At 35.6% G+C, this 21,650-nt stretch carries 20 protein-coding genes; 18 read left to right on the top strand and 2 right to left on the bottom strand.

The window, feature by feature from the left end; genetic code table 11:
- Positions 1-122 precede the first annotated feature (122 nt).
- The 16 genes from AC1FXP_RS04295 (at position 123) to AC1FXP_RS04220 (ending at position 18,237) form a co-directional block, all read left to right on the top strand.
- Complete coding sequence (locus AC1FXP_RS04295) at positions 123-1,043, top strand: LysR family transcriptional regulator (protein WP_480058956.1); 921 nt, start codon at positions 123-125, stop codon at positions 1,041-1,043.
- The gene (locus tag AC1FXP_RS04290; protein ID WP_480058955.1) at positions 1,040-1,945 is read left to right on the top strand and encodes a LysR family transcriptional regulator; all 906 of its coding nucleotides are present in this window, start codon (positions 1,040-1,042) and stop codon (positions 1,943-1,945) included. The genes AC1FXP_RS04295 and AC1FXP_RS04290 overlap by 4 nt, the downstream gene beginning before the upstream one ends.
- A 442-nt stretch (positions 1,946-2,387) precedes the next feature.
- On the top strand, positions 2,388-4,427 hold the full coding sequence (locus AC1FXP_RS04285) for a tripartite tricarboxylate transporter permease (RefSeq protein ID WP_480058954.1): 2,040 nt from the start codon (positions 2,388-2,390) through the stop codon (positions 4,425-4,427).
- An 82-nt stretch (positions 4,428-4,509) separates the two neighbouring features.
- The gene (locus AC1FXP_RS04280) at positions 4,510-5,625 is read left to right on the top strand and encodes a Bug family tripartite tricarboxylate transporter substrate binding protein (RefSeq protein ID WP_480058953.1); all 1,116 of its coding nucleotides are present in this window, start codon (positions 4,510-4,512) and stop codon (positions 5,623-5,625) included.
- Positions 5,626-5,721: 96 nt separating this feature from the next.
- On the top strand, positions 5,722-6,525 hold the full coding sequence (locus tag AC1FXP_RS04275; protein ID WP_480058952.1) for an NAD(P)-dependent oxidoreductase: 804 nt from the start codon (positions 5,722-5,724) through the stop codon (positions 6,523-6,525).
- A 19-nt stretch (positions 6,526-6,544) separates the two neighbouring features.
- Positions 6,545-7,228 (top strand): isochorismatase family protein, encoded by a 684-nt coding sequence (locus AC1FXP_RS04270; RefSeq protein ID WP_480058951.1) that lies wholly within the window; start codon positions 6,545-6,547, stop codon positions 7,226-7,228.
- A gap of 13 nt (positions 7,229-7,241) precedes the next feature.
- Positions 7,242-7,871 carry a cysteine hydrolase family protein gene (locus tag AC1FXP_RS04265; RefSeq protein ID WP_480058950.1) on the top strand — a complete coding sequence of 210 codons (630 nt, stop codon included), beginning with the start codon at positions 7,242-7,244 and terminating at the stop codon, positions 7,869-7,871.
- 467 nt (positions 7,872-8,338) lie between these two features.
- Positions 8,339-9,454, top strand: a complete 1,116-nt coding sequence (locus AC1FXP_RS04260; RefSeq protein WP_480058949.1) for a Bug family tripartite tricarboxylate transporter substrate binding protein — start codon at positions 8,339-8,341, stop codon at positions 9,452-9,454.
- A gap of 96 nt (positions 9,455-9,550) precedes the next feature.
- Complete coding sequence (locus AC1FXP_RS04255) at positions 9,551-11,077, top strand: tripartite tricarboxylate transporter permease (RefSeq protein WP_480058948.1); 1,527 nt, start codon at positions 9,551-9,553, stop codon at positions 11,075-11,077.
- The gene (locus AC1FXP_RS04250) at positions 11,067-11,618 is read left to right on the top strand and encodes a tripartite tricarboxylate transporter TctB family protein (protein ID WP_480058947.1); all 552 of its coding nucleotides are present in this window, start codon (positions 11,067-11,069) and stop codon (positions 11,616-11,618) included. Before AC1FXP_RS04255 ends, AC1FXP_RS04250 begins: the two co-directional genes overlap by 11 nt.
- Positions 11,619-11,789: 171 nt before the next feature.
- Positions 11,790-12,911, top strand: a complete 1,122-nt coding sequence (locus AC1FXP_RS04245) for a cupin domain-containing protein (protein ID WP_480058946.1) — start codon at positions 11,790-11,792, stop codon at positions 12,909-12,911.
- Between the two features lie 89 nt (positions 12,912-13,000).
- Positions 13,001-14,704 (top strand): ethanolamine ammonia-lyase reactivating factor EutA, encoded by a 1,704-nt coding sequence (locus AC1FXP_RS04240; protein ID WP_480058945.1) that lies wholly within the window; start codon positions 13,001-13,003, stop codon positions 14,702-14,704.
- A gap of 237 nt (positions 14,705-14,941) precedes the next feature.
- Positions 14,942-15,184: a Rossmann-fold NAD(P)-binding domain-containing protein gene (locus AC1FXP_RS04235; protein ID WP_480058944.1), complete on the top strand. Its 243-nt coding sequence runs from the start codon at positions 14,942-14,944 to the stop codon at positions 15,182-15,184.
- A 113-nt stretch (positions 15,185-15,297) separates the two neighbouring features.
- On the top strand, positions 15,298-16,263 hold the full coding sequence (locus AC1FXP_RS04230) for a DMT family transporter (RefSeq protein WP_480058943.1): 966 nt from the start codon (positions 15,298-15,300) through the stop codon (positions 16,261-16,263).
- A gap of 33 nt (positions 16,264-16,296) precedes the next feature.
- Positions 16,297-17,532, top strand: coding sequence for an MFS transporter (locus AC1FXP_RS04225; RefSeq protein ID WP_480058942.1), 1,236 nt, complete (start codon positions 16,297-16,299; stop codon positions 17,530-17,532).
- A 30-nt stretch (positions 17,533-17,562) separates the two neighbouring features.
- Entirely contained in the window at positions 17,563-18,237 is a 675-nt protein-coding gene (locus AC1FXP_RS04220) for a class II aldolase/adducin family protein (RefSeq protein ID WP_480058941.1), read from the top strand.
- On the opposite strand, the gene AC1FXP_RS04215 is transcribed toward AC1FXP_RS04220, so the two are convergent.
- Together AC1FXP_RS04215 and AC1FXP_RS04210 are read right to left on the bottom strand one after the other, a co-directional pair.
- Positions 18,234-18,365 (bottom strand): hypothetical protein, encoded by a 132-nt coding sequence (locus tag AC1FXP_RS04215; RefSeq protein WP_272913735.1) that lies wholly within the window; start codon positions 18,363-18,365, stop codon positions 18,234-18,236. The two genes, AC1FXP_RS04220 and AC1FXP_RS04215, sit on opposite strands and share 4 nt — an antisense overlap.
- Before the next feature lie 319 nt (positions 18,366-18,684).
- Complete coding sequence (locus AC1FXP_RS04210) at positions 18,685-19,536, bottom strand: hypothetical protein (RefSeq protein WP_480058940.1); 852 nt, start codon at positions 19,534-19,536, stop codon at positions 18,685-18,687.
- A gap of 315 nt (positions 19,537-19,851) precedes the next feature.
- Between AC1FXP_RS04210 and AC1FXP_RS04205 the strand changes: the two genes are divergently transcribed.
- Positions 19,852-20,100 (top strand): ferredoxin, encoded by a 249-nt coding sequence (locus AC1FXP_RS04205; RefSeq protein WP_480058939.1) that lies wholly within the window; start codon positions 19,852-19,854, stop codon positions 20,098-20,100.
- 485 nt (positions 20,101-20,585) lie between these two features.
- Positions 20,586-21,626 carry a tripartite tricarboxylate transporter substrate binding protein gene (locus AC1FXP_RS04200; protein WP_480058938.1) on the top strand — a complete coding sequence of 347 codons (1,041 nt, stop codon included), beginning with the start codon at positions 20,586-20,588 and terminating at the stop codon, positions 21,624-21,626.
- The last annotated feature ends 24 nt before the right edge of the window (positions 21,627-21,650 follow it).

Here is a 21,650-nt window from a genome sequence, read left to right as displayed (position 1 = left end):
TATTAATCACCAGTATAACAGCTTCGTTCTAATTAAGGAACGAAGCTGTTATTTTCAGCATCTGGATCTATTCATAAAATTAGATTAAATAAGGCAATTAAACGTAAAGGAGGGTGTTTCGATTGGATTTAGATTCTATCAAATCTTTTATCGTTATGGCAGAAGCAGGAAGTTTGACAGAAGCTGCAAACCGATTATATTTAAATCCTTCTTCGTTAACTGGTCGTATCAAAAAAATAGAGAAAGAACTTGGTGAGCCTCTATTTGTTTTGAAGGGAAGGACATTAACTTTATCTCCAGCAGGAAAAGTCTTTTTAACCTATGCAAAACAATTTATGACAATGGGTTTAGATCTTGATAATGAAATTTCAACGTCTCAATACACTAGTAAAAAATTCAGATTAGCTGCGACACCATTAATTTCAACGTTTATTCTTCCAAAATTAATTAGTAATTTTAAGCAAAAATATCCTGATTTAGAGATGGACATTTACTCTTGTAAAGGCTACGAAGTTAGAGAACGTATTCTTAATGATGAGGTAGACTTAGGAATTATTCAAAGCAGCGACTTCTATGAGTCAATAAACTATCAACATTGGTTTTCGGATATTGATATTATGGTTGTGTCAGGGCAGCATCCGTGGGCTGAACGTAAACAAATACAGTTAGAAGATTTGATGACAGAGCCTTTATTAGCTTTTCAACGACATACAGCCATTTGGAAAAATAGAATAAAATGGATTAAAAAGCAAGGTGTTAATCCGTGGATTGGGATGGAACTAATTCATATTGAGACAATCAAAGAAATTTTATTAAACCAATATGGGTATTCTTTTATTCCGAGCAGCTGTATTGAAAAAGAGTTAGAAGATGGCAGTTTAGTTGAGGTTAAATTAGCTAATTCACCACAGTGGAAAAGAAATACATTCTTTATTACTAATATTAAAGAAAAATTATCACCTATTTATAATGAGTTTATTGAATTTTCCTTGGAAGAAACGAAAGAGACTCTTTTAGATCGTGGAGGAAGGTTGATATCATGAATTTAGATATCCAGCAATTACAAACGTTTATAACGGTTGTTCGTGAACAGAACTTCAGAAGAGCTGCAAAGGTTCTAAATGTTTCTCAACCAACTGTTACTATGAGAATAAAGGCTCTCGAACAAATGATTGGCTCTGAGCTACTTAAGCGACATGGAAATCAATTGACCCTTACCCCAAGTGGTGAAATGGTGATGAAGTATGCTGGTAAGATGCTCTATGTTCTACAAGAAGTGAAAGATCATTTATCAAGTATTCCTGTCTCAAAAGATCGCTATTCAATTGCAGTTATTCCTTCATTTAGCACGTATGTATTTCCAAGAATATTGCAGCCGAAGTATTCTAAGGGCCAGTCTCAATACAATGTACAAAGTGCCTCATCAGCAAAAATATATCAGTTGCTTTCTGATCGGGCAATAGATTTTGGGATTATGAGAGGCCCGATCAAACAGACTGAACAAATAGAAAGTAAGCTTTTGTATAGTGAAAAAGTGTATTTAACACTCCCTATTAACCACCCATTAACGGAACAAGAAGACATTTATATAAAAGATATTTTAAATGAAAACATTATCACATATAGAAGAAGGTTCTGGTCGATCTTTTCAAGTAAAGTCTTAGAATTAGGAGGGGACTTTAAACCAAAAATGGTCGTGGATAGTGAAATAACAGCTAAAAAGTTTGTTAAATATAATTTGGGTGTGACTATGTTGCCCGAATATTGTATACGCAAGAAGGATTTAGATAAAGTAACTTTTAAGGAGATAAAGGATTTTCATATTAAAAGAGATGCTTATTGTGTGTTTGAAAGAGGACAAAACCGTTCAATTGTTGATGAATTTTATTATTGGGTTCAAAGTACCTTAGAGGAAGATAAGAGAGAGGCTAGGTTAAGCCTATAACATTCATTTTTGTGAAAGGCTTGTGAGTAAAGACGTTCACGATAATTTTTACATATACTATCATAAGCCTTATATTATCTCAAACAGAACGGAGCATTGATAAAATTTAATTCAACAATAGCGAGAAAAAAGGGAGTCGATTAATAGACTCTATTTTTTTTGTTTTTTTGTCAGTTTATAGAAGAGTCTATTGCTATTCTATCTCTTATTTGAAGTATACGATTGTTTGGAATTTTTAATTGGTCATTAGATATACATGATCATTTTTTGAATTTTTTTTTATACATTTCTAGTATGTAATTAGTTTATTCTTAGTTTTTATCGAGCGAGATTGATAAATAGTTTTATGGTCCATTCAATTACATTATGGAAGGGGGAAAATCAAAATTTAGGTAGATTGAATTTCAGTTTATTCACTCAAAAAATATAAGGGAGAGTTGATATGGGTTTTTTTGAGGCAATACTAACTGCATTTTCGCAAATATTTGAACCTGGCGTCCTGCTTTATTTAATTATTGGGGCAACTGTAGGTTTACTAATGGGAGTAATTCCGGGGTTAAATGGACATTTTGCTTTAGCTATGCTTATTCCTTTTTTGTACTCGATGGATCCTATTGCAGGCATTGCTTTTTTGTTAGGAGCACATACGACAGTTACTCAAGGAGGAGGACTTACAGCTATTTTGTTTAGTACTCCTGGTACTGGGCAGAATGCAGCAACACTACTAGATGGACCTGCGTTGACTAAAAAAGGTCTTGCTGGTGAAGCGTCAGGTGCTGCTTTACTTGCATGTTTTTTAGGTGCAGTGTTCGGGGCATTGGTTCTTGCTGGGATGATCCCATTACTTCAACATATCGTCTTATTATTTGGTCCTCCAGAAATCTTTGCACTGGCTTTTCTAGCTTTAACTTTTATTGCTGTGTTAGGTAAGGAAGACTTAGTTCGAAGTTTTATTGCAGCTTTTCTTGGTCTACTAATTGCATTAGTTGGTTTAGATGGTGTTACGAATGTGGCCCGTTTTACTTTTGGTTCTATGTCTCTCCGAGATGGTTTAAGTTTAGTTCCCGTCATTTTAGGACTTTTTGCTTTATCTGAGATCATTGAACTATGGATGAAAGGCGGTTCTCTAGCGAGTGGTAGAAAACCTTTATCCGCGAAAGAAACACAGAAACAAATATTTATAGGAATGGGAGAAACATTAAAGAGAAAATGGCTTGTAATACGTTGTAGTGGGATAGGGTCTATATTAGGTGTTATACCTGGATTGGGTAGTACTCCTGCTGCGTTTCTAGCTTATGCTCACGCGAAACAAACTTCGAACGATCCTGATAGTTTTGGAAAGGGGAACATTGAAGGAGTTATCGGATCGGAAGCAGCCAATGATGCGGTAGAAGGTGGTTCTCTAGCATCTACAGTGGCATTTGGAATTCCGGGTAGTTCATCTATGGCAATTTTTTTAGGCGGTCTTTTTATACTTGGTCTTGAAACTGGCACTCCAATGTTGACCACAAATTTAAACATCGTTTTCGTAATGATCTTTACTATTATTTTGGCTAATCTTGTGGGAACGATAGTTGGTATGTTTTTGGTAAACCCTTTAGCAAGAGTCACTTTCCTAAGAGGATCCTTACTTGTCCCTATCTTAACTGCGATCATTTTTACAGGCGCCTTCACTGTAAACTATTCTTGGTTTGATATCGGCGTAGTCCTTGTTTTTGGTCTAATTGGATTTATTATGAAAGAACTAAATTATTCAAGGGCAGCTTTATTAATTGGATTTGTATTAGCACACGCTGTTGAAAAAAATTTATATCTTGCTTTGCGACTAAAAGGTAATCAATTCTATCTTGAGCCTATACCACTAGCATTAATATCCATAACTTTCCTTTTCTTGGCGTACACTCTTTTCACTGTATATCGTAATAAGAGGAAAATGGAGAAAGAAAGCTCATCTAATAGTGTCAAGGGTAAAATTATAACAGAAAATTCACTTCATATTATTTCAAAAGCAATGGCCTCTAAGGAAATTCTGTTTGTTGCTGTACTTGGACTTGTAACTTTTATCGCTTTGATACAGGCGTTAAGTTATAGTATGGCCGCAGCACTTGCTCCTTACATTGTTTTAACACCATTGATAATCCTGATCCTCATTCAATCTGTCCGAATATTTAGAGTGGTGAGCTTAAAAGATGTTTTCCAATCTATTACGGAACTGTTTAACTGGAAAAACGTAAAGATGTTCACAATTATTTTATGGATGATTATTCTATCGCTTTTAATCTATACAATTGGCCACTATTTCGGGATGATTCTGTTCCTATTCACATTGTTCTATTTCATTTCCAGAGAAAAACTTCGAACTTCAATCCTACTAACCATTTGTACAGTATTAGCAATTTATCTTGTATTTGAACAAATCTTCAATATTGAGTTATATCGAGGAATCATTTATCGAATTTGGCAAGGGTACAACATTTTTTAGTTATCACTCTATTAGAGATACAACGTATCTATTAGAAAGGGGGACCGTTTGAGTATTTAATAAATTAAATGGAGGTAAATTTATGAAAAAAAACTCAAAGGTATTAACTATGCTTATGGTTTTTTGTGTATCAGTAGGTTTGCTGTTGGTAGGTTGTTCTGATGCTAGTTCCGGTTCTACCAGTGGGACACAAGAACAGGATAATGTCGAAGGGACAGGAGTTGAGCCTACACAATCTTCAAGTGAAGCCGCAGCAGAATTTTATGACGGTAAGACGATAAAGTTTATCATACCGTATACTCCTGGGGGAGGCTACGATGAATACGCAAGACTATTAGCACCGTTTTTAGAGAAGCATTCAGGAGCAAGAGTTGAAGTACACAACCTTCCTGGAGCTGGTGGAATGAGAGGTGTGAACGAGTTATTTATATCACCACCTGATGGGTTAACGATTGGAATTATGAACGGTGGAGCAATGGTTACGAATAAAATTGCCGATGTTGAGGGGGCAGACTATGAGCTTGATCAGTTTAGCTATCTTGGAAGAATTGTGAATGACCCTCGCGTCCTAATGTTTTCAAAAAATAGCTTCCAAACATTTGAAGAATCTCTAGATGGAGATAGACCTGTATTAATCGGAGCCACTGGACTTGGCGGAACAACTTATGTCGATGCGGTCATTGTAAGTGAAGCACTGAATTTAAATTGGGAAATTGTCCATGGTTTTGAAGGAGCGGGAGAAATTGAGCAATCAATGTTACGTGGAGAGTTAGATGGTACCTGGGGATCATTTGATAGTCGGGCAGATTTTGCAGATAGTGGGTATGGACAGTTTGTCTTGCAACGTACGAATGACAATATTCCAGAATTAGCAGATGTTCCTACTTACTTTGACTTTTTAGATAATGCCGAAGATCCTGAGCTTGCTAATGAGATTTTGACTGTATTAAATGCTTTAAGTGATACAGGTAGACCGCTTGCTACTTCTCCTGGAGTCCCTCAAGATCGACTCGAGTTTCTCCAAGGTGTATTCAAAAAGACGATGGAAGATCCAGAGTTCTTGGAAAAAGCAGCTAGTGAGAATAGGTTGCTAGATTATGCTTCAGGAGAAGAAATACTGCAAATTATTCAAGATGCAACAATTATGGAAGAACATATTGCAGATATATTTACAAAAGCCATTCAAGGAGAGATTTAAGCTTTAGTTAATATGGTTATTCCAAAAATAACATTTTTAAGTAAAAGTATCCGTCTTAATCGGGAACAAAATTATTAATAAAAGGAGTCTTAATAAATGAAACAAATTGGTTTTATTGGTGTAGGAAGAATGGGTCACGAAATGGTTCGCCATCTTTTAGACAATGAGTATGATGTTACAGTTTTTGACATTGAAGAAGAAAATATGGATAAGTGTGCGAGAATAGGTGCTTCTAAAGCAAAAAGTACAGCAGAATTAGCCGAAGTCACGGATTGCTCTGTCATTATGGTGAATACAGATGACCAAGTCAAAGAAGTGGTTGATGGTCTATTAGAAGGGGCTAATAAAGATCATATTATTGTTATTGCTAGTACAGTACATCCTAATACTTGTATAGAGCTTTCTAAAATGGCTAAGGAAAAAAGCGTTCATGTAGTCGACGCACCTGTGGTTTTTGGCCTTGCTGGCGCCATTGATGGAACGTTGATGTCATTAGTTGGGGGGGACCAATCGATTGTACAGACCATCGAGCCAGTTTTACAATGCTATTGTGAAAAAGTGATTCATATTGGAGAAGTTGGAAATGGTCAAGTAGCCAAAACCGTTAACAACATGCTTCATTGGTCTTTTATAGTTGCTAATTATGAAGCGTTGCAATTATCTAAAGAGTATGGAATTCATCCAGCAAAAATGAGGGAGGTCTTATTAGAATGTCCTTCCTCAAGTGGAACTTTACAACGTTGGATGAGTCATCGATTAACTTGGCCGCACAAAGATATGGATACAGTAATGACTCTAGCAAAAGAGGCTAAATTGTCTATTCCACTTCACGAAAGAACGGATGATCTAATACGAAAAATGGATGTAAATATGACTCATGGGTTAATTATTAATGACTAATAAAGAGGGAGGAATCAATTTGAGTACGTCAGCGTTTGAGGACCATTGTTGGAAAGACCTTATTCCAAATGAAATCTTAAATATTTATAAAGCCTATCATAGAGAAACATATGTCGGGAAAAATCCAGCGTTACTTGTTATTGATCTATATAATTTAGCTTACGAAGGAGGCGCTTATCCTGTACACGAGCTAGTAGAAGATTACCCAAGTTCTTGTGGGATTCATGCTTGGAATGCATTAAAACCTACTCAAGAGCTAATACAAGAAGTTAGAGAACATGGAATACCAGTTATTTATTCCACTCGAACTCAAGTTAAAGTGAACTCAACTTTTCGTAAAATGCGGAATGTGAAAGAAGATTCATTTGTAATTAAGGAAGAAGTTAAACCCCAAGAGGATGATGTCATAATTTTTAAAGAAAGAGCTAGCTGTTTTTTTGGTACGCCACTAGTTTCGCGCTTACGACAGATGGGAGTTGACTCTTTAATTGTAGTAGGAGAGAGTACGAGTGGATGTGTAAGAGCATCAGTGGTAGACGCTTATTCATATGGTTTTCATACGGTTGTCGTTGAGGAGTGTTGTTTTGACCGTAGTGAATTGTCTCACAAAATTAATTTGTTTGATCTTCATCACAAGTATGCAGATGTAATGAAGGTGAATGAAGTGATAAAAGGATTGAAGGAGATTAAACTAAAGCAATAGGTAAGGTGATAGGATGACAGATGCAAAGCTAAATCCAAAGCGTACAGCTTTATTATTTTTTGATATGTTAAATGGTCACGTGAAAATAGATGAAAAAAATACGAAACCGAAATATATACCAGTTATTAAAAATGCTATTAATCTTTTAGAAATGGCAAGAGTAAATGACATGATGGTCGTCTATGCTTGTGCTAATCACCGCTTTGATTATGCAACTTCTGCAAGTACGATAAGAGATACGAATAATCGTTTGCAGCAAATTGATACGAATAAGGCGATAAGAGATAACCCTCCAATTATTGGGGGGACTTGGGGGGCAAAGGTAATAGAAGAAATTAAGCCTGATCCAGAAGACTATATGGTGTTTAAATATAGGTGGAACGCATTTTATCAAACATCACTTGAATTATTTTTAAAAACAAGAGGAATAGACACCATCATTATCGCAGGAGGATCAACAGATGTAGGTGTTGCAAGTACAGCATATTCAGCAAGAGACAGAGATTACAACTTAGTTATTGCAAGTGATGCCTGTACTTCAAAAGAACAAGATAATCACGATCAATTTATGAGAAGAATTTTTCCTAGAATGAGTCGAGTTCGATCAACTAGAGAAATAGTAGAACTACTTACTCTAAATTAAAATGAAAAAAAGAAACTCTGTAAATTTCAGAGTTTCTTTTTTTCATTTTATGGTATTAGTATATACAGTTCTTTTTATCATTCGTTTATCAAAAATAAAACATAAAATGATTTCTTTAGTTTTAAGTAATTATTTAACAAAAAATGGTCTTCTTTAACCCGAAGATTTGAAATAGTTCGAAAATATTAATTAGGCAATTTAATAGATGAGGTCGTTTTTTAAATACTCATTATATAAAATTCAATTAAGCAAACAAGTTGATAAACAAGAAATGGAAGCGCTTACTAATTGACTTAATAGGTGCTTCTTTTCACCTCTCTTATGAGAGGGGCAAACAGGGTATAGCTTAGTACCATTGTAACTGCTATGTCTATCGACTTGAAAGAAAGGAGGAGGGAAGGGAGTAATAGAATTTTGCTTTTGTTTGTGAAGTTTAAAAATTGATTATAAGGGGTGTAAAGACTTTGATGAAAATAAGGAAAAATTGGTTTCTGCTTATGTCCATTGTAATGTCTATTTCTTTATTTTTAGCAGCCTGTTCTACATCAGAAACTACTAATGAGGGATCCTCTAATTCTTCAAATACTTCGGAGGGAGAATCAGAAGCAGTTGAAGTTGAAGAAGGAGAAGATGTAGCAGCTTTCTATGAAGGGAAAAGAATTAGGTTTATCGTCCCTTATGATCCGGGCGGAGGGTATGATGAGTATGCGCGTATGTTAACTCCTTATCTAGAAAAATATACTGGGGCTAGAATTGAGATTGCTAATTTACCAGGTGCTGGCGGTATGAGAGGGGTTAACGAATTATGGCGTTCTCCAAAAGATGGACTAACTATTGCGCATATGAATGGAAGTGCAATGGTCACAAATCAGTTAGCCGGTATGGAAGGTGCTGAATACAAAGTTGAAGAGTTTGGTTATCTTGGAAGAGTGGTAGACGACCTACGTGTATTATCCGTGAATCCTGATGGAGATTTTGATACTGCTGATGACCTTTTTACAACGGAAAGAAGTATTAAGCTAGGTGCTACTGGACTTGGAGGGAGTACGTATGTTGATGCGGTTGTTGTTGGGGAAGCACTTGAACTAAATCAAGAAGTGTTACATGGATACGATAGTTCGAGTGTGGTTGAAACAGCGATTATTCGCGGCGATGTTGACGGAATGTGGGGCTCTTATGGAAGTGCTGTCGACCGAATTGAGGACGGAGTTGTAAAGGTAATTCTACAAAGTGGGTTCGAACGTTCTGATGTACTTCCTGATATTCCAACAATACTAGAAATGGCAGAAAAGAATAATGCATCTGCAACATCAATTGAATTACTTGAAGTTCAGGAGTCATTAGCTGCAGTTGGTAGACCTGTTGCTGCTCCACCAGGAGTACCGGAAGACCGTTTGGCCTTTTTAAGAGATGCGTTTGAAAAAGCGATGAATGATCCTGAATTTATTGAAAAAGCTGAATCTGCACAAAGAGATTTGAATTATGTGTCAGGTGAAGAAATGGATGAAATTCTTCAAAATGCAACAGAGATGTCTGATGAGGTAAGAGATATTTTACTAGCAGCTATTAGAGGGGAACTATAACAGGCAATATGCTCCGGAAGACGATAAGTCTAGTAGAAACAACACTAGTCCGGAGCCTTTTTTTATTAAAAATACCATTGTAAAGGAGTAGTCAATGTGGGTTTACTAGAAGGAATCGCCAGTGGTTTTTCACAAGCTATTAGTTTTGACGTGCTTCCTTACCTAATTATTGGTGCCATATTTGGTTTAATCATTGGGGTTATTCCAGGACTAAGTGGCCATTTTGCAATGGCGATGTTAATCCCCTTTCTGTATACGATGGAACCATCAGCCGGGATTGCTTTTCTATTAGCAGCGCATGCTACTGTTGCACAAGGTGGAGGTCTTACTGCCATTTTGTTTAATACTCCAGGGACAGGGCAAAATGCCGCGACGCTTTTAGATGGTCCCGCTATGACAAGGAAAGGGCAAGCAGGTCGAGCAGTTGGTGCAGCTATGTCTGCGTGTTTTTTAGGAGCAACATTTGGCGCTATTGCGTTAGCATTCATGATCCCTGTTTTACAAAAGGTAGTTCTTTTCTTCGGGCCTGCGGAGATTTTTATGTTAGCGTTCCTTGCTCTTACATTTGTAGCGATCCTTGGTAAGGAAGATATGTCACGTAGTTTAATAGCGGCATTTTTAGGTTTGCTGTTAGCGATGGTTGGGATGGACAACGTAACAAACCAAGCAAGATTTACCTTTGGAAGTGTTGATTTAATTGATGGTTTGAAGCTTGTTCCGGTCATCTTAGGATTATTTGCAGTTTCTGAAATGATTGATCTTTGGATTCGAGGAGGCTCGCTATCTGAAACGGGTGGAAAGACGGTCGGCGCGAAAGAAATGCAGAAACAGATCTTTAGAGGGATTGGCGAAACCTTTAAAAGGTGGTGGCTCGTATTACGTTGTGGTTCCATTGGTGCGATTATGGGCTTAATTCCTGGTTTAGGTAGTGCGCCAGCTGCATTCGTAGCATACGGTCATGCAAAACAATCATCGAAAGATCCAGATTCATTTGGTCAAGGGAATGTTGAAGGTGTCATTGGTGCAGAAGCAGCAAACGATGCAGTTGAAGGTGGAGCACTAGCTTCAACACTCGCATTTGGGATTCCGGGAAGTTCATCAATGGCTATTTTGTTGGGTGGTTTGTTTATACTAGGCTATCAAACAGGCCCAAGTATGATAACAAATTCAGTAGATATCGTATTTTTAATGGTTATTACGATTATCCTTGGTAACTTAACAGGGACTATATTTGGAATGTTCATGGTCAACCCATTAGCTCGAGTCACATTTTTAAGAGGATCATTGCTTGTTCCTGTTTTAGTTGTTGTCATTTTCACCGGTGCTTATGCAGCTTATAATTCTTGGTTTGATATTGGAGTTGCACTAGTATTTGGTATTTTAGGATATGCAATGAAAGAATTCGGATGGTCCCGTGCTGCGTTGTTAATTGGCTTTGTATTAGGATTTACTGTAGAGAGAAATCTATATTTAGCATTAAATATAGGTGGACCGACATTCTTCTTACAGCCAATTCCTTTAACGTTATTAGTAATCACAATGATCGTACTTGCTTATAATATTTGGCAGTACATGAAAGATAAAAAGAATAGAGTTGGGGGAGGTCATAACTTTGGCGGATAATAAAGAAGTAGCTCAAAACATGTCCAATGAAAGTGATGTTGATCCATCTCTTGTACAAAAAAACCCTGTATCTGAATTAGTATTTCTATTAATTGTAGGAATAGCGGTTTTCATTGCTTTTATTTCAGCATTGGGCTATCACCCAGTTTCAGCACGTGCTCCATTAGTTGTCATGGCCCCACTTATACTATTAATGGTGGTACACGGATTTAGATTATTTCGTGCTACCGATAAAGCGTATTTCAAAGATTTTTTTGAAGGGATTATAAAAAGGAAAAACACAGAACAGGTGAAAATTCTGTTATTTGTTGGGTGGATGTTGATTTTATGTGGATTAATTTATGTGGGAGGCCACTATGTTGGCTCAGCTTTGTTCATGTTTATCCTTCTATACTTTTATGGAAAAGAGAAACTTAAAACGTCTCTATTGTTATCTATAATCGCAACGATAGTGCTTTATTGTTTATTTGAGATGGTGTTCTCAATTGAACTGTATCGCGGGCTAATTTACAGGTACTTTATGGGATACGACGTTTTTTAATAAGTTAATGAAGTATGGTTCTGACCTATTGGTAGAATACACGAACCGTAATCTAGCATTTTTAAAACGAAATTATTAATCAAACAATTGAATATGTAATGTTTTTTAAAAAGAAAAATAGAGTTACCATAATAGTAGAAAGAATATTTTAAAAATGGAGGTATGTTCTAAATGGCAAATGCAAAAGTAGCTGAATCATTGGCAAAAAAGTTCTCAACCGAAAAAGTATCGGCTTATGAAAAGTGGGTAAAAAGAGAAGGGTTAGATATTATTGCTGGTCATTATATTCCGAATCTTCACACTGTAGAGTTGAAGCCGTGGGCAAGACGTGAAGGATATGGTGTGTACATTAACCATGAAGCCTCTAGAACATCAAACGATTGCTATGTTTGTGAAATTCCTGAAGGAGGAAAGTTAGCTCCTCAACGTCAACTATATGAAGAAATGATTTATGTATTAGATGGTAAGGGTTCAACAACGGTGTGGAATGATGATGGGAAAAAGATTACATTTGAATGGTCAAAAGGAGCATTATTCGCGATTCCAATTAATGCATGGCACCAACATTTTAATGGATCGGGTTTAGAGAGAGCTAGATTCTTAGCTGTTACAAATGCCCCGATTATTGTTAATACTTTTGATGATCCTGAATTCATCTTTAATACGCCATATGATTTTAAAGACCGTTTTAATGGAGAGCCTGATTATTTCAGCAATGAAGGTGAGCAAAAAGGCTTATTATTAGAAACAAACTTTGTTGCAGATGCTATTAAACTTCAGCTAATTCATGCGAAAGAACGTGGAGCTGGAGGCGGACACATTCGCTTTAACTTAGCTAAAGGTTCAATGAATAGCCACATCTCTGAGTTCCCAGTAGCTACTTACAAAAAAGGTCACCGTCACGGTCCTGGAGCACACGTCATTATTTTAAGTGGGGAAGGATACAGCTTGATGTGGCCAGAAGGGTCAGACCCTAAGAAGTATGATTGGAAAGAAGGAAGTATGGTTGTTCCACCAAATATGTGGTATCACCAACACTTTAATACAGGTAAGACACCAGCGCGTTACTTAGCTCTAAAATACGAGGGTGTTGCATTTAGAAATGAGCAAGGTGTCCCTAAAGCTTGGATCAGTCAAAGACTTGGCGGAGACCAAATTGATTATGCAGATGAGTCACAAATTGTTCGTGATACGTTTGTTAATGAATTGGCTAGGAATGGTTTACAGCCACAAATGGATGATGCTTATGAAAAAGAATTAGAAGATTTACCACCATTGCCAGAAAAAAAGTAAAACTTTAATAGCTTAGTATGCCGGATTATAAATATATTACATATTTGTATCCGGCTCTAACTTTTTAATTTGCTAAGGGGGTAGAGTAGATGGGGAAAGAAGGAAATGCACAGAGGATCATACAAGTTAAGGAGAAAGATTTTCAAAAAATTAATTATTATGATGGACACCACCACCACCATCATCATCATGACGACCATGACCACGACCATGATGGTGATCACGATCACCATCATCATAATCACCATAGCCACGCTCATGACCATGCTCACAACCATGAACATCACCACCACCATCATCATCATGATGAATTTGAAGGGGTTGAATTGAATCCAAGGAAAAATGGTCTTTGGCTCGTTGATAATATCGAATTAACCTCCGTAGGGATTGATGTAGGTTCTTCTGGAACCCAAGTTATTTTCTCTGACCTATCGTTAAGGAGAATTGGAGAAGATCTATCAAGTCGTTACGTTGTTACTTCAAGAGAATCTTTTTATCGGTCACCAGTCCGGTTGACTCCCTATTTAGATGATAAGCGAATTGATGAGAATAAAATTAGTGAATATATTGAAGATGCTTATAAAGAATCAGGGATAGAACCGAACGATATTGATACAGGGGCTGTTATCTTAACAGGTGAAGCAATGAGACGGGAAAATTCAAGAGCCATTGCTGATGTTTTGTCAGATAAAGGAGGAGGTTTTGTTTGTGCAACAGCAGGTCATAATATGGAGGCTCTTCTTGCAGCTTTCGGCTCGGGTGCTGCCAAACAATCTTATAATGATAAAAGCCGTTTATTAAATATAGACATAGGTGGTGGAACAACAAAGCTTGCCATCGTTGAAAATGGGAAAGTGTTAGAAACGGGTGCAATTTATATAGGGGGCCGTTTAGTCGTAATAGATGAAAACCAAAAAGTATCAAGGTTAGATCCAGGTGGGGCTGAGATTGCTAAAAGAGTTGGCCTAAATTTAAAAGTTGGGAATTCTGTAACGGAAGAAGAGTTACTGAAAATGACGAATTGGATGGCCGGTGCAATCGTTAAGGTAGTAAGTGGGCAGCAACTTCCTAAAGAGCTTGAAACACTTTATTTAACTCCGAAGCTGTCACAACTTACGAATATTGATGGAGTGATCTTTTCTGGAGGCGTAGGCGAGTATATTTACAATAATGAAACGAGAGATTTTGGGGACTTAGGCAGAAGGTTAGGACAGAAAATTAGAGCTATTTTCAACCAAAACAAATTCCCATATCCAGTATACACTGCAAAAGAATGTATCCGTGCTACAGTTATTGGTGCATCTGAACATAGTGTTCAAGTGAGTGGCAACACGATATTTGTTACAGATATGGATCTTCTTCCAAAAAGGAACCTTCAAGTGTTGCGTCCTGATTATTTCATTGGAGAAGTAATTAATCCTCAAAAGCTGGCCAAGTCCATAAAAGATCATTTTAAACGCTTTGATATAGAAGAAGGTGAGAAAGAAGTAGTTCTTGCGTTTTCGTGGAACGGGAATCCAGAATATCAAAGAGTTCGTCAATTGGCAGAAGGGATAAAACTTGGACTTTCTGAAACAATTAAAACAGAAAAGCCAATCTATATTGTATTAGATGGTGATATTGCAAATACTCTTGGTTATATCCTTAAGGAAGAGTTAGAGTTTATTGAAAGTGACGTAATTGTGGTTGATGGAATAACACTTAAAGATTTTGAATTTATTGATATTGGTAAGGTTCTTTATCCATCAGGAACTATACCTGTCACAATTAAATCATTAATATTTGAAATGTAATGATTTAATGATCTAATCCTCCCATATTTCATGATGGTAAGACAATTCAATTGGCAATCTATAAAATTCTTTAAAAAGGGTTTCATATGAGGGAACGGTCTTACGTAAAGTATTTTTATTTCCTTTATGTTAATAACAGAAGGGATTATGACAAATAAATTCATCTCTACTACCATGGTTTCCTAAGACTGAAAATTCTGTATAACTGAAATAATGATCTTATGGGAGTGATTAACAGTGATTGAGAATTTAGAAAGAAAGTCAGACTATTACAGTTATTTAAAAGGCAAAAAAGTGGCTATTTTAGGCTATGATGAAGCAGCTCGAGAAGAAATTGACTTTTTATTAGATAATGGAGTAGAGGTCGTTGTTGGACTCCGTAGAGTAGACGACCAATGGAGTAAAGTTGAAGAGGATGGATTTGTTGTAAAAACACTAGAAGAGGCTGTCGAAGTAAGCGAGATTATTCAAGTATGGTAGGTAACTTAACTAGCATCTTTTCTGGAGGATACTTTTTTAGTATACCTCCTAAACTAGTGTAATAATATCTTTTAAATGTTAACCATAATTGGTGAGATTGAGAGGAAATGAATATGGGTAGTTTGTTTGCATTAATGGCAGCATTGGGATTTTCCTTATCGAATGTGATGATAAAAAAGGGTACAACAAAAGCATCCAAAAATAATGGAGCATTTGTTTCTATATTAATAACGGCTTTGCTCTCTGGAATTATCTTTATTTTTGTTGGCCTCTCAAATGGTTTTCCGAACCTCAATACTAAAGGAGTAATCTGGTTTATTATTGCAGGTGTATTAACGACCTTTCTTGGAAGAACCCTTCTATATAATTCGATCCAATATTTAGGGTCAGTTAAAGCAACAGCAATCAAACGCTTAAATCCTTTTTTTGCGGTTATTTTAGGTGTACTACTTCTGAATGAACCATTTACATTAACGTTATTTCTAGGGATGACTCTTATTTTTGGTAGCTTTGGAATCTTAATTTATGAGCACTATAAAGCAAACAATCTAGATCTGAGTAAAAAGGAAACTGCAGCTAGCATAGATGCACGAAATAGCACTGTATTAACAAAAGGGTGGAGAAGGTTCAATATACGAAAACTAGTAAGTCTTAGTTATATGTATGGGATCTTATCTGCTATCTGTTATGCGTTTGGATATGTTGCTAGAAAAATAGGATTGGCTGAAATACCAGAACCATTTTTTGGAGCAATGTTAGGGGCGGGGGTAGGAGCCATTTTATTTGTAATTACAGCATTATTTAGAGAAAGGTATCGTGTGTCGGTTATAACTACTTTTACAAAGTTTGAGATTTTCTTAATTCTTGCTGGTTTATTTTCTTCCTTAGGTCAAATTTTCTATTTTTTAGCCTTGAGTAAAATTGAAGTTTCTAGGGTAGCTCTAATTGCTTCTACAGAAGTGTTATTTACAATTCTGTTATCAATGGTTTTACTGAGAAAAGTTGAAAAACATAGCCGAGTTGTAATTTTTGCTGCGCTCTTGGGAATGGCTGGTGCAATGATACTTGCCATAGGTTAGGTCAATTTTATATTAATAAGGGGGGAATGTAATTTGAAAGCAGAGGCTGTAGAGCAAAGTAATGTCGTCGAAAGGAATCCAAACAAAGAAGCTTCATTTTGGGGGATTTGTTTAGGGCATACATTTACACATTGGTATCCAGCAACTTTTTATATTTTGTTACCTTTTATCACGTTACAGTATGGGTTAAGTGTCAGTCAGGCTGGGTTATTAGTAACAATTATGTACGTAGTAAAAGCCATTGCAGGGATTCTTATTGGGGCCATTACAGATATGACCAATAAGAAAAATTTACTCATGTTAATATCACTGACACTTGCTGGACTGCCATTTTTGTTTCTTGGGTTTGCGAATGCTTACTGGATGGTTGTTATTTTAGTAATTATTATGGGGATTGGAAATGAAATGTGGCACCCTGCTTCTTTTTCTACATTATCAAGCTTATATCCTAAGCAACGAGGCTATGTTTTTGGAGTTCATGGGATGTCCGCAAATTTAGGAGATTTATTGGCTCCACTAGTCATTGGAAGCATTTTAACAGTTGTGAGCTGGCAGGAGGTCATTCATTTTAATATCATACCAGCACTTGTCGTTGGGTTTGTAATTGCATTTATGTTACGAAAAACGAAAGTTACATCAAATAAAGGGCTGAAAAAGGAAAACAACGAGAAATTAACATTTACTGAATATTTAGCTGGATTTAAAGATTTAATAAAAAATCGTGCAGTCTTACTTATAGCTCTTGCTAGTGGAACACGTTCAATGACTCAACTTGGTTTAATGACGTTCTTACCTATATTCCTTTTGCTTGAATTAGGTTATTCTCCATTTTTAGTCGGTTTGTTTATAACAATTATGCAAGGGGGAGGATTAATCGCAGCCCCATTAATGGGGAAATTATCAGATAACGTGGGTAGAAGAAAAATAATTTTCTCAGGTACGATAGTGACATCTGTTCTTATCGTTGCTGTAGTCTTTATTAAAATAGATTGGCTGTTAATAAGTACTTTGGCTTTACTAGGGTTCTTTTTATATTCACTGCGTCCAGTTATGCAAGCTTGGATTATGAGCAGTACAAAAGAAAGTATGTCGGGGACAACAACAAGTTTATTGTTTACAACACAAGGTGTATTAGCTTCATTAATTCCATTAATTGGTGGTGTAATTGCTGATAATTTTGGTATCATGTTCACCTTTTATTTTATAGCGCTAATTATTTTACTAGGAAATGTTGTATTAGCTTTTGTTCCTAAAACAGCAGCTGATTAAATGAAAACTATTGTTAGGAGTGCGTAAACTATGGGAATTGAACAAATGAAACAAGATATTGTGAATACGATACGAATGTTGGAACGAGCAGAACATATTGACTTCAATGGACATGTTAGTTCAAGAATTCCAGGGACTGATCAAATCCTTATAAATGATCGGAGAGCTAGTAGAAGTGCGTTAACCACTGCTGATATTATACAGATGGACCTCGGCGGAAATGTAATTACTAAAGATGGTCAGCCCCCAAATGAATTCCCGTTGCATACTGAAATTTACCGATATCGAGAAGATGTTGATGCCGTTGCACATACTCATCCGAAATGGTCGACACTATTTACCATTGCAAAAGTACCCTTGCGACCGGTTATTATTCAAGGTGCAGTTATAGGTGATGCTCCAATCTTTCCAAAATCATATTCCATCAGCAATGCTGAGATTGCAAGGGAATTAGCTGAAACATTAGATGATAATTATGTTGTGCTTATGAAGGCGCATGGTGCAGCAATAGTAGGTCAAAACTTGACAGAAGTGTTTGCAAGAAGTGTATTTTTAGAAGAGAATGCTTACCGTCAGTACATGGCTGGCCAGATTGGGTATGCACACTCGTTAGAAGACGATGAAATAAACCATATGAAAGAGTTTATTTGGCAGCCTAAAAATATCCAAAAGGTCTGGGATAATCATTTAAGTAAGCTATACTAATTTTCACGATAGGATAATAACTGACAAACGTCTTTACAAAGTTCTTTAGGGATGCCCAATTCTTTTAAGTCTGATTCATTAATTTGGTTAATAGCGAAAGTAAACTTTAAAATTTTTAATAACTTCATAAAAAAATCCCTCCTTTTTATTACTTTAATCATAACACTAAATAAGCTTGTTTAAGCAATAGGTATTTTTTAATTAGGCTATATATCAAACCTTTGGCTGTTGGGAATTTTCTCAACAGCTATTTGTAATTTTAAATTATCCTAGAGTAAATAAGCAGAGTAGATCAACTAAGAGGGAATATATGGACGGATTGTCGGTTGAATCATACAAAATGTCCCACTTAACAAGGTTAGGATGTCTAAAGTAGGCAGAAGTAGTAGAGAAAAGAGAAGACAAATAATATGAACAAACCCCATTTTAGAATGGGGTTTGTTCATATTATTTGTTGATCAACTTAGGTATATATAAAGAAGTAAAATCTGCATTAAATTTATTTTTCATATTCTTATTGAACATATGAAAACCAGTCTCTCCTTGAGGAAATCCTATATAATTCCCGTTATGATTTTCTTCAAACGTTTTTAGAGATTCTTTGTTTTGTTGGATTGTTTTTGTTGAGGTGAAATGTTCAATTAGTTTTGTTAAAGCGATGATCGTAAAATTTAAGTATTTCTCTCGAAATGTAAATTCTTTCGTAATAAAAGAATGAATTTGTCCTAATGAATCGATAGCGTTATCAATACTTTGGGCTTGTTGGTATAGAATCCAGTTCATTTCACTATTCAAAGCAATTAATTGGTTAATTTCTTCTTCTTCTAGATACAATTTTTCTTCAAACTTTTCACTCTTAAAGGTTTGAACTTCTTTAATCTTTTCTTTTAATTGATTTTGTCCATTGAAGATCACCGATAACATATGATTAACATTGTTAATATCATCTTCTAACTCTCTGATTTTCCATTTGAATTTATTTTGAAAATTATCCATGCTAAATTTTAACCTTTCAAAAGAGGAAAGAGAGCGTTTGGTGGCGCAGTATTGGAAATGTTTAACGTTATCAGTCAGTATCGTCCATGATTGGACAAAGTCCTTGAAAACAGGAATTATTTCATTCTTAGAAATAAATATACCCTCTTTATCAATTACAAAGAAACCTCTTTCATCAATATGTCCATAAAAATACAATTTATTATTTGCCTTTATTCCATAGGGGCAAAGGTTATAATCTTCCTCTTCCTCTAAGTATTCTTTTACTTTATTTTCTATATCAACTATTTGAAAACTTTGCAATTCCAGCCACCCCTATTCTAGTCATTTGAATTTATTAACTGTCTTTAGAAGAAAAAAGTATATACTTATAATTCTAAATAGTATTGAAGAAATATACAATTTTAAATTTTAATCATATCATTAAAAATTAAATTACTCATAATTTTTAAGCTGGTTCATTCATATGAAAATGATGTTTCTTATAAGAGAACGGCACCTTGGATGAAAAATCAAAATCAAATAAACTTTTTTTAAATCCAATATTTATTTAAAGTTTTAATTTGGTGAATTTAAACTTTTAGTAAAAAAATATGTGAATTTAAGGAGGTTAGCGTAATGGCTAAATTTACAATTGTTGACAAAGATACTTGCATTGCATGTGGGGCTTGTGGTGCTGCGGCTCCAGATATTTACGACTATGATGATGAGGGAATTGCTTATGTGACATTAGACGATAACAAAGGGATCGTAGCAGTAGAAGAAGAATTACTAGAAGATATGGAAGATGCACTGGAAGGCTGTCCAACAGAATCTATCAAGGTTTCTGAAGAGTCGTTTGATGGAGACGCAAACAAATTTGATTGATCAATGTTATAATAAATTAAAAAAGGAGTTGTGAATCAAGAAATTGATTCTAACTCCTAATTGTTATTTTCACAGCATATTAGAGGAAAAACATTATTTTTATTAAAGCTACATATATCGGGTATATTCGTGTTCTGTATACAAGAAAACAGATGTTTTTTAGGGGGTTTTTTTTTATAAAATAAAATTATTATTCTAGTTAAGGAGGGCTGTTATGAAGTATTTCCACTATTATTACGTTTGAAATAGTTTGTAGAAGTAGGAAAATAGCTCTTGAAAAAACGTGAGAAAAAAGCAACAATTAGACGCTTGACAAAAATGAAAAGTACTTTTGAAAGTCTATAACATTATTATTCAATTGTAATAATTATCTTAAAATTTGAAATTTTCGTTCCGTATAAAGGGAAGGTAGGTTTTTCAATAGTCTTTTTTCTATTAATCTCTATATTATATTAAAAAATCCATACACATTATAGGAGGTCAAAATGAAAATCATTCATTACATTAAAAAACGTAACATTATTTTATTAGGCTTAGTTTCTTTATTATTGTTATTGTTAATAGCCTGTAGCAGTGAAACAGGTTCTCAAGGCAATGACACAAATGAAAGCGGTAACAATAAAGGTGGACAAGCCACTGCAAATTTTCCTGAAGAAGAAATTAAAATAATTGTTCCATATAGTGCAGGTGGTGGGTTTGATTTAGCAGCCAGAATGCTAGCACCATATCTTGCAAAATATTTGCCTAATGACGCGACGGTTATTGTCGAAAACATCTCAGGGGGAAATGGAAATATTGGACTTGGGGAATTAACACGTGCTAAGCCAGATGGCCACACATTAGGAGTTGTTAACCTGCCAGGACACTTTGTACAACAAATATTAGAAGTAGCAAGTTATGACTTAACTGAGTACGAGTACATTGGTAATATTACGAAAACAGAGTACATTGCAGCAGCCTCTCCAAGTTCAAGTTTCACTGAACTTTCACAGCTTCAAGATGCTGATGAAGTAAGAGCGGGTATTACAAATATTTCATCTACAGATGGATTAGGACTAGTTGTTTCAGCAGATGAACTTGGGATTAATGTAAGAACGATCAACCATCCAGGTAGTACAGAAGCTATTTTAGCAGCTATTAGAGGTGATGTAGATATTGTTCAGCTCCCTGTTGAAAGTTTAAGTACTTACTTTGAATCTGGTGATTTAGTACCTCTTTGGTCTTATACAACGGAAAGGCTTGAACAGTATCCTGATTTACCTACGATTACCGAATTAGGTCATGAAAACCTTATTAATCTTGTTTCGTTGTACCGAGCTATTGCGACAACGCCAGGAACACCTGAAGAAACACTTACTATTTTACGTGAAGCCTTTGAGAAAGCTGTTAATGATGAAGAATATATTGAACAAGTTTTAGAAGCAGGGGCTTTCCATAACCCAAGTGATTTTGCAGACGCAGCACAAACTGCTGAAGACTCATTGGAAATGTTGGTACCATATGTAGACTTACTAAAGAGTGAGTAGTTTTTAGTTTCAGGATGAGAGGAG

The organism is Halalkalibacter sp. HAAS-P013, from assembly GCF_056619925.1.
The sequence above is the reverse complement of the archived record's forward strand: the minus strand, read 5'-3'. Positions and strand labels throughout refer to the sequence as shown.

What these genes read in the sequence shown, in the direction of transcription:
- AC1FXP_RS04290 (WP_480058955.1), top strand. Translation starts at nt 1,040, where the DNA reads ATGAATTTAGATATCCAGCAATTACAAACGTTTATAACGGTTGTTCGT.
- AC1FXP_RS04230 (WP_480058943.1), top strand. Translation starts at nt 15,298, where the DNA reads ATGGGTAGTTTGTTTGCATTAATGGCAGCATTGGGATTTTCCTTATCG.
- AC1FXP_RS04240 (WP_480058945.1), top strand. Translation starts at nt 13,001, where the DNA reads ATGGGGAAAGAAGGAAATGCACAGAGGATCATACAAGTTAAGGAGAAA.
- AC1FXP_RS04285 (WP_480058954.1), top strand. Translation starts at nt 2,388, where the DNA reads ATGGGTTTTTTTGAGGCAATACTAACTGCATTTTCGCAAATATTTGAA.
- AC1FXP_RS04205 (WP_480058939.1), top strand. Translation starts at nt 19,852, where the DNA reads ATGGCTAAATTTACAATTGTTGACAAAGATACTTGCATTGCATGTGGG.
- AC1FXP_RS04280 (WP_480058953.1), top strand. Translation starts at nt 4,510, where the DNA reads ATGAAAAAAAACTCAAAGGTATTAACTATGCTTATGGTTTTTTGTGTA.
- AC1FXP_RS04245 (WP_480058946.1), top strand. Translation starts at nt 11,790, where the DNA reads ATGGCAAATGCAAAAGTAGCTGAATCATTGGCAAAAAAGTTCTCAACC.
- AC1FXP_RS04275 (WP_480058952.1), top strand. Translation starts at nt 5,722, where the DNA reads ATGAAACAAATTGGTTTTATTGGTGTAGGAAGAATGGGTCACGAAATG.
- AC1FXP_RS04200 (WP_480058938.1), top strand. Translation starts at nt 20,586, where the DNA reads ATGAAAATCATTCATTACATTAAAAAACGTAACATTATTTTATTAGGC.
- AC1FXP_RS04220 (WP_480058941.1), top strand. Translation starts at nt 17,563, where the DNA reads ATGGGAATTGAACAAATGAAACAAGATATTGTGAATACGATACGAATG.
- AC1FXP_RS04215 (WP_272913735.1), bottom strand. Translation starts at nt 18,365, where the DNA reads ATGAAGTTATTAAAAATTTTAAAGTTTACTTTCGCTATTAACCAAATT.
- AC1FXP_RS04265 (WP_480058950.1), top strand. Translation starts at nt 7,242, where the DNA reads ATGACAGATGCAAAGCTAAATCCAAAGCGTACAGCTTTATTATTTTTT.
- AC1FXP_RS04260 (WP_480058949.1), top strand. Translation starts at nt 8,339, where the DNA reads ATGAAAATAAGGAAAAATTGGTTTCTGCTTATGTCCATTGTAATGTCT.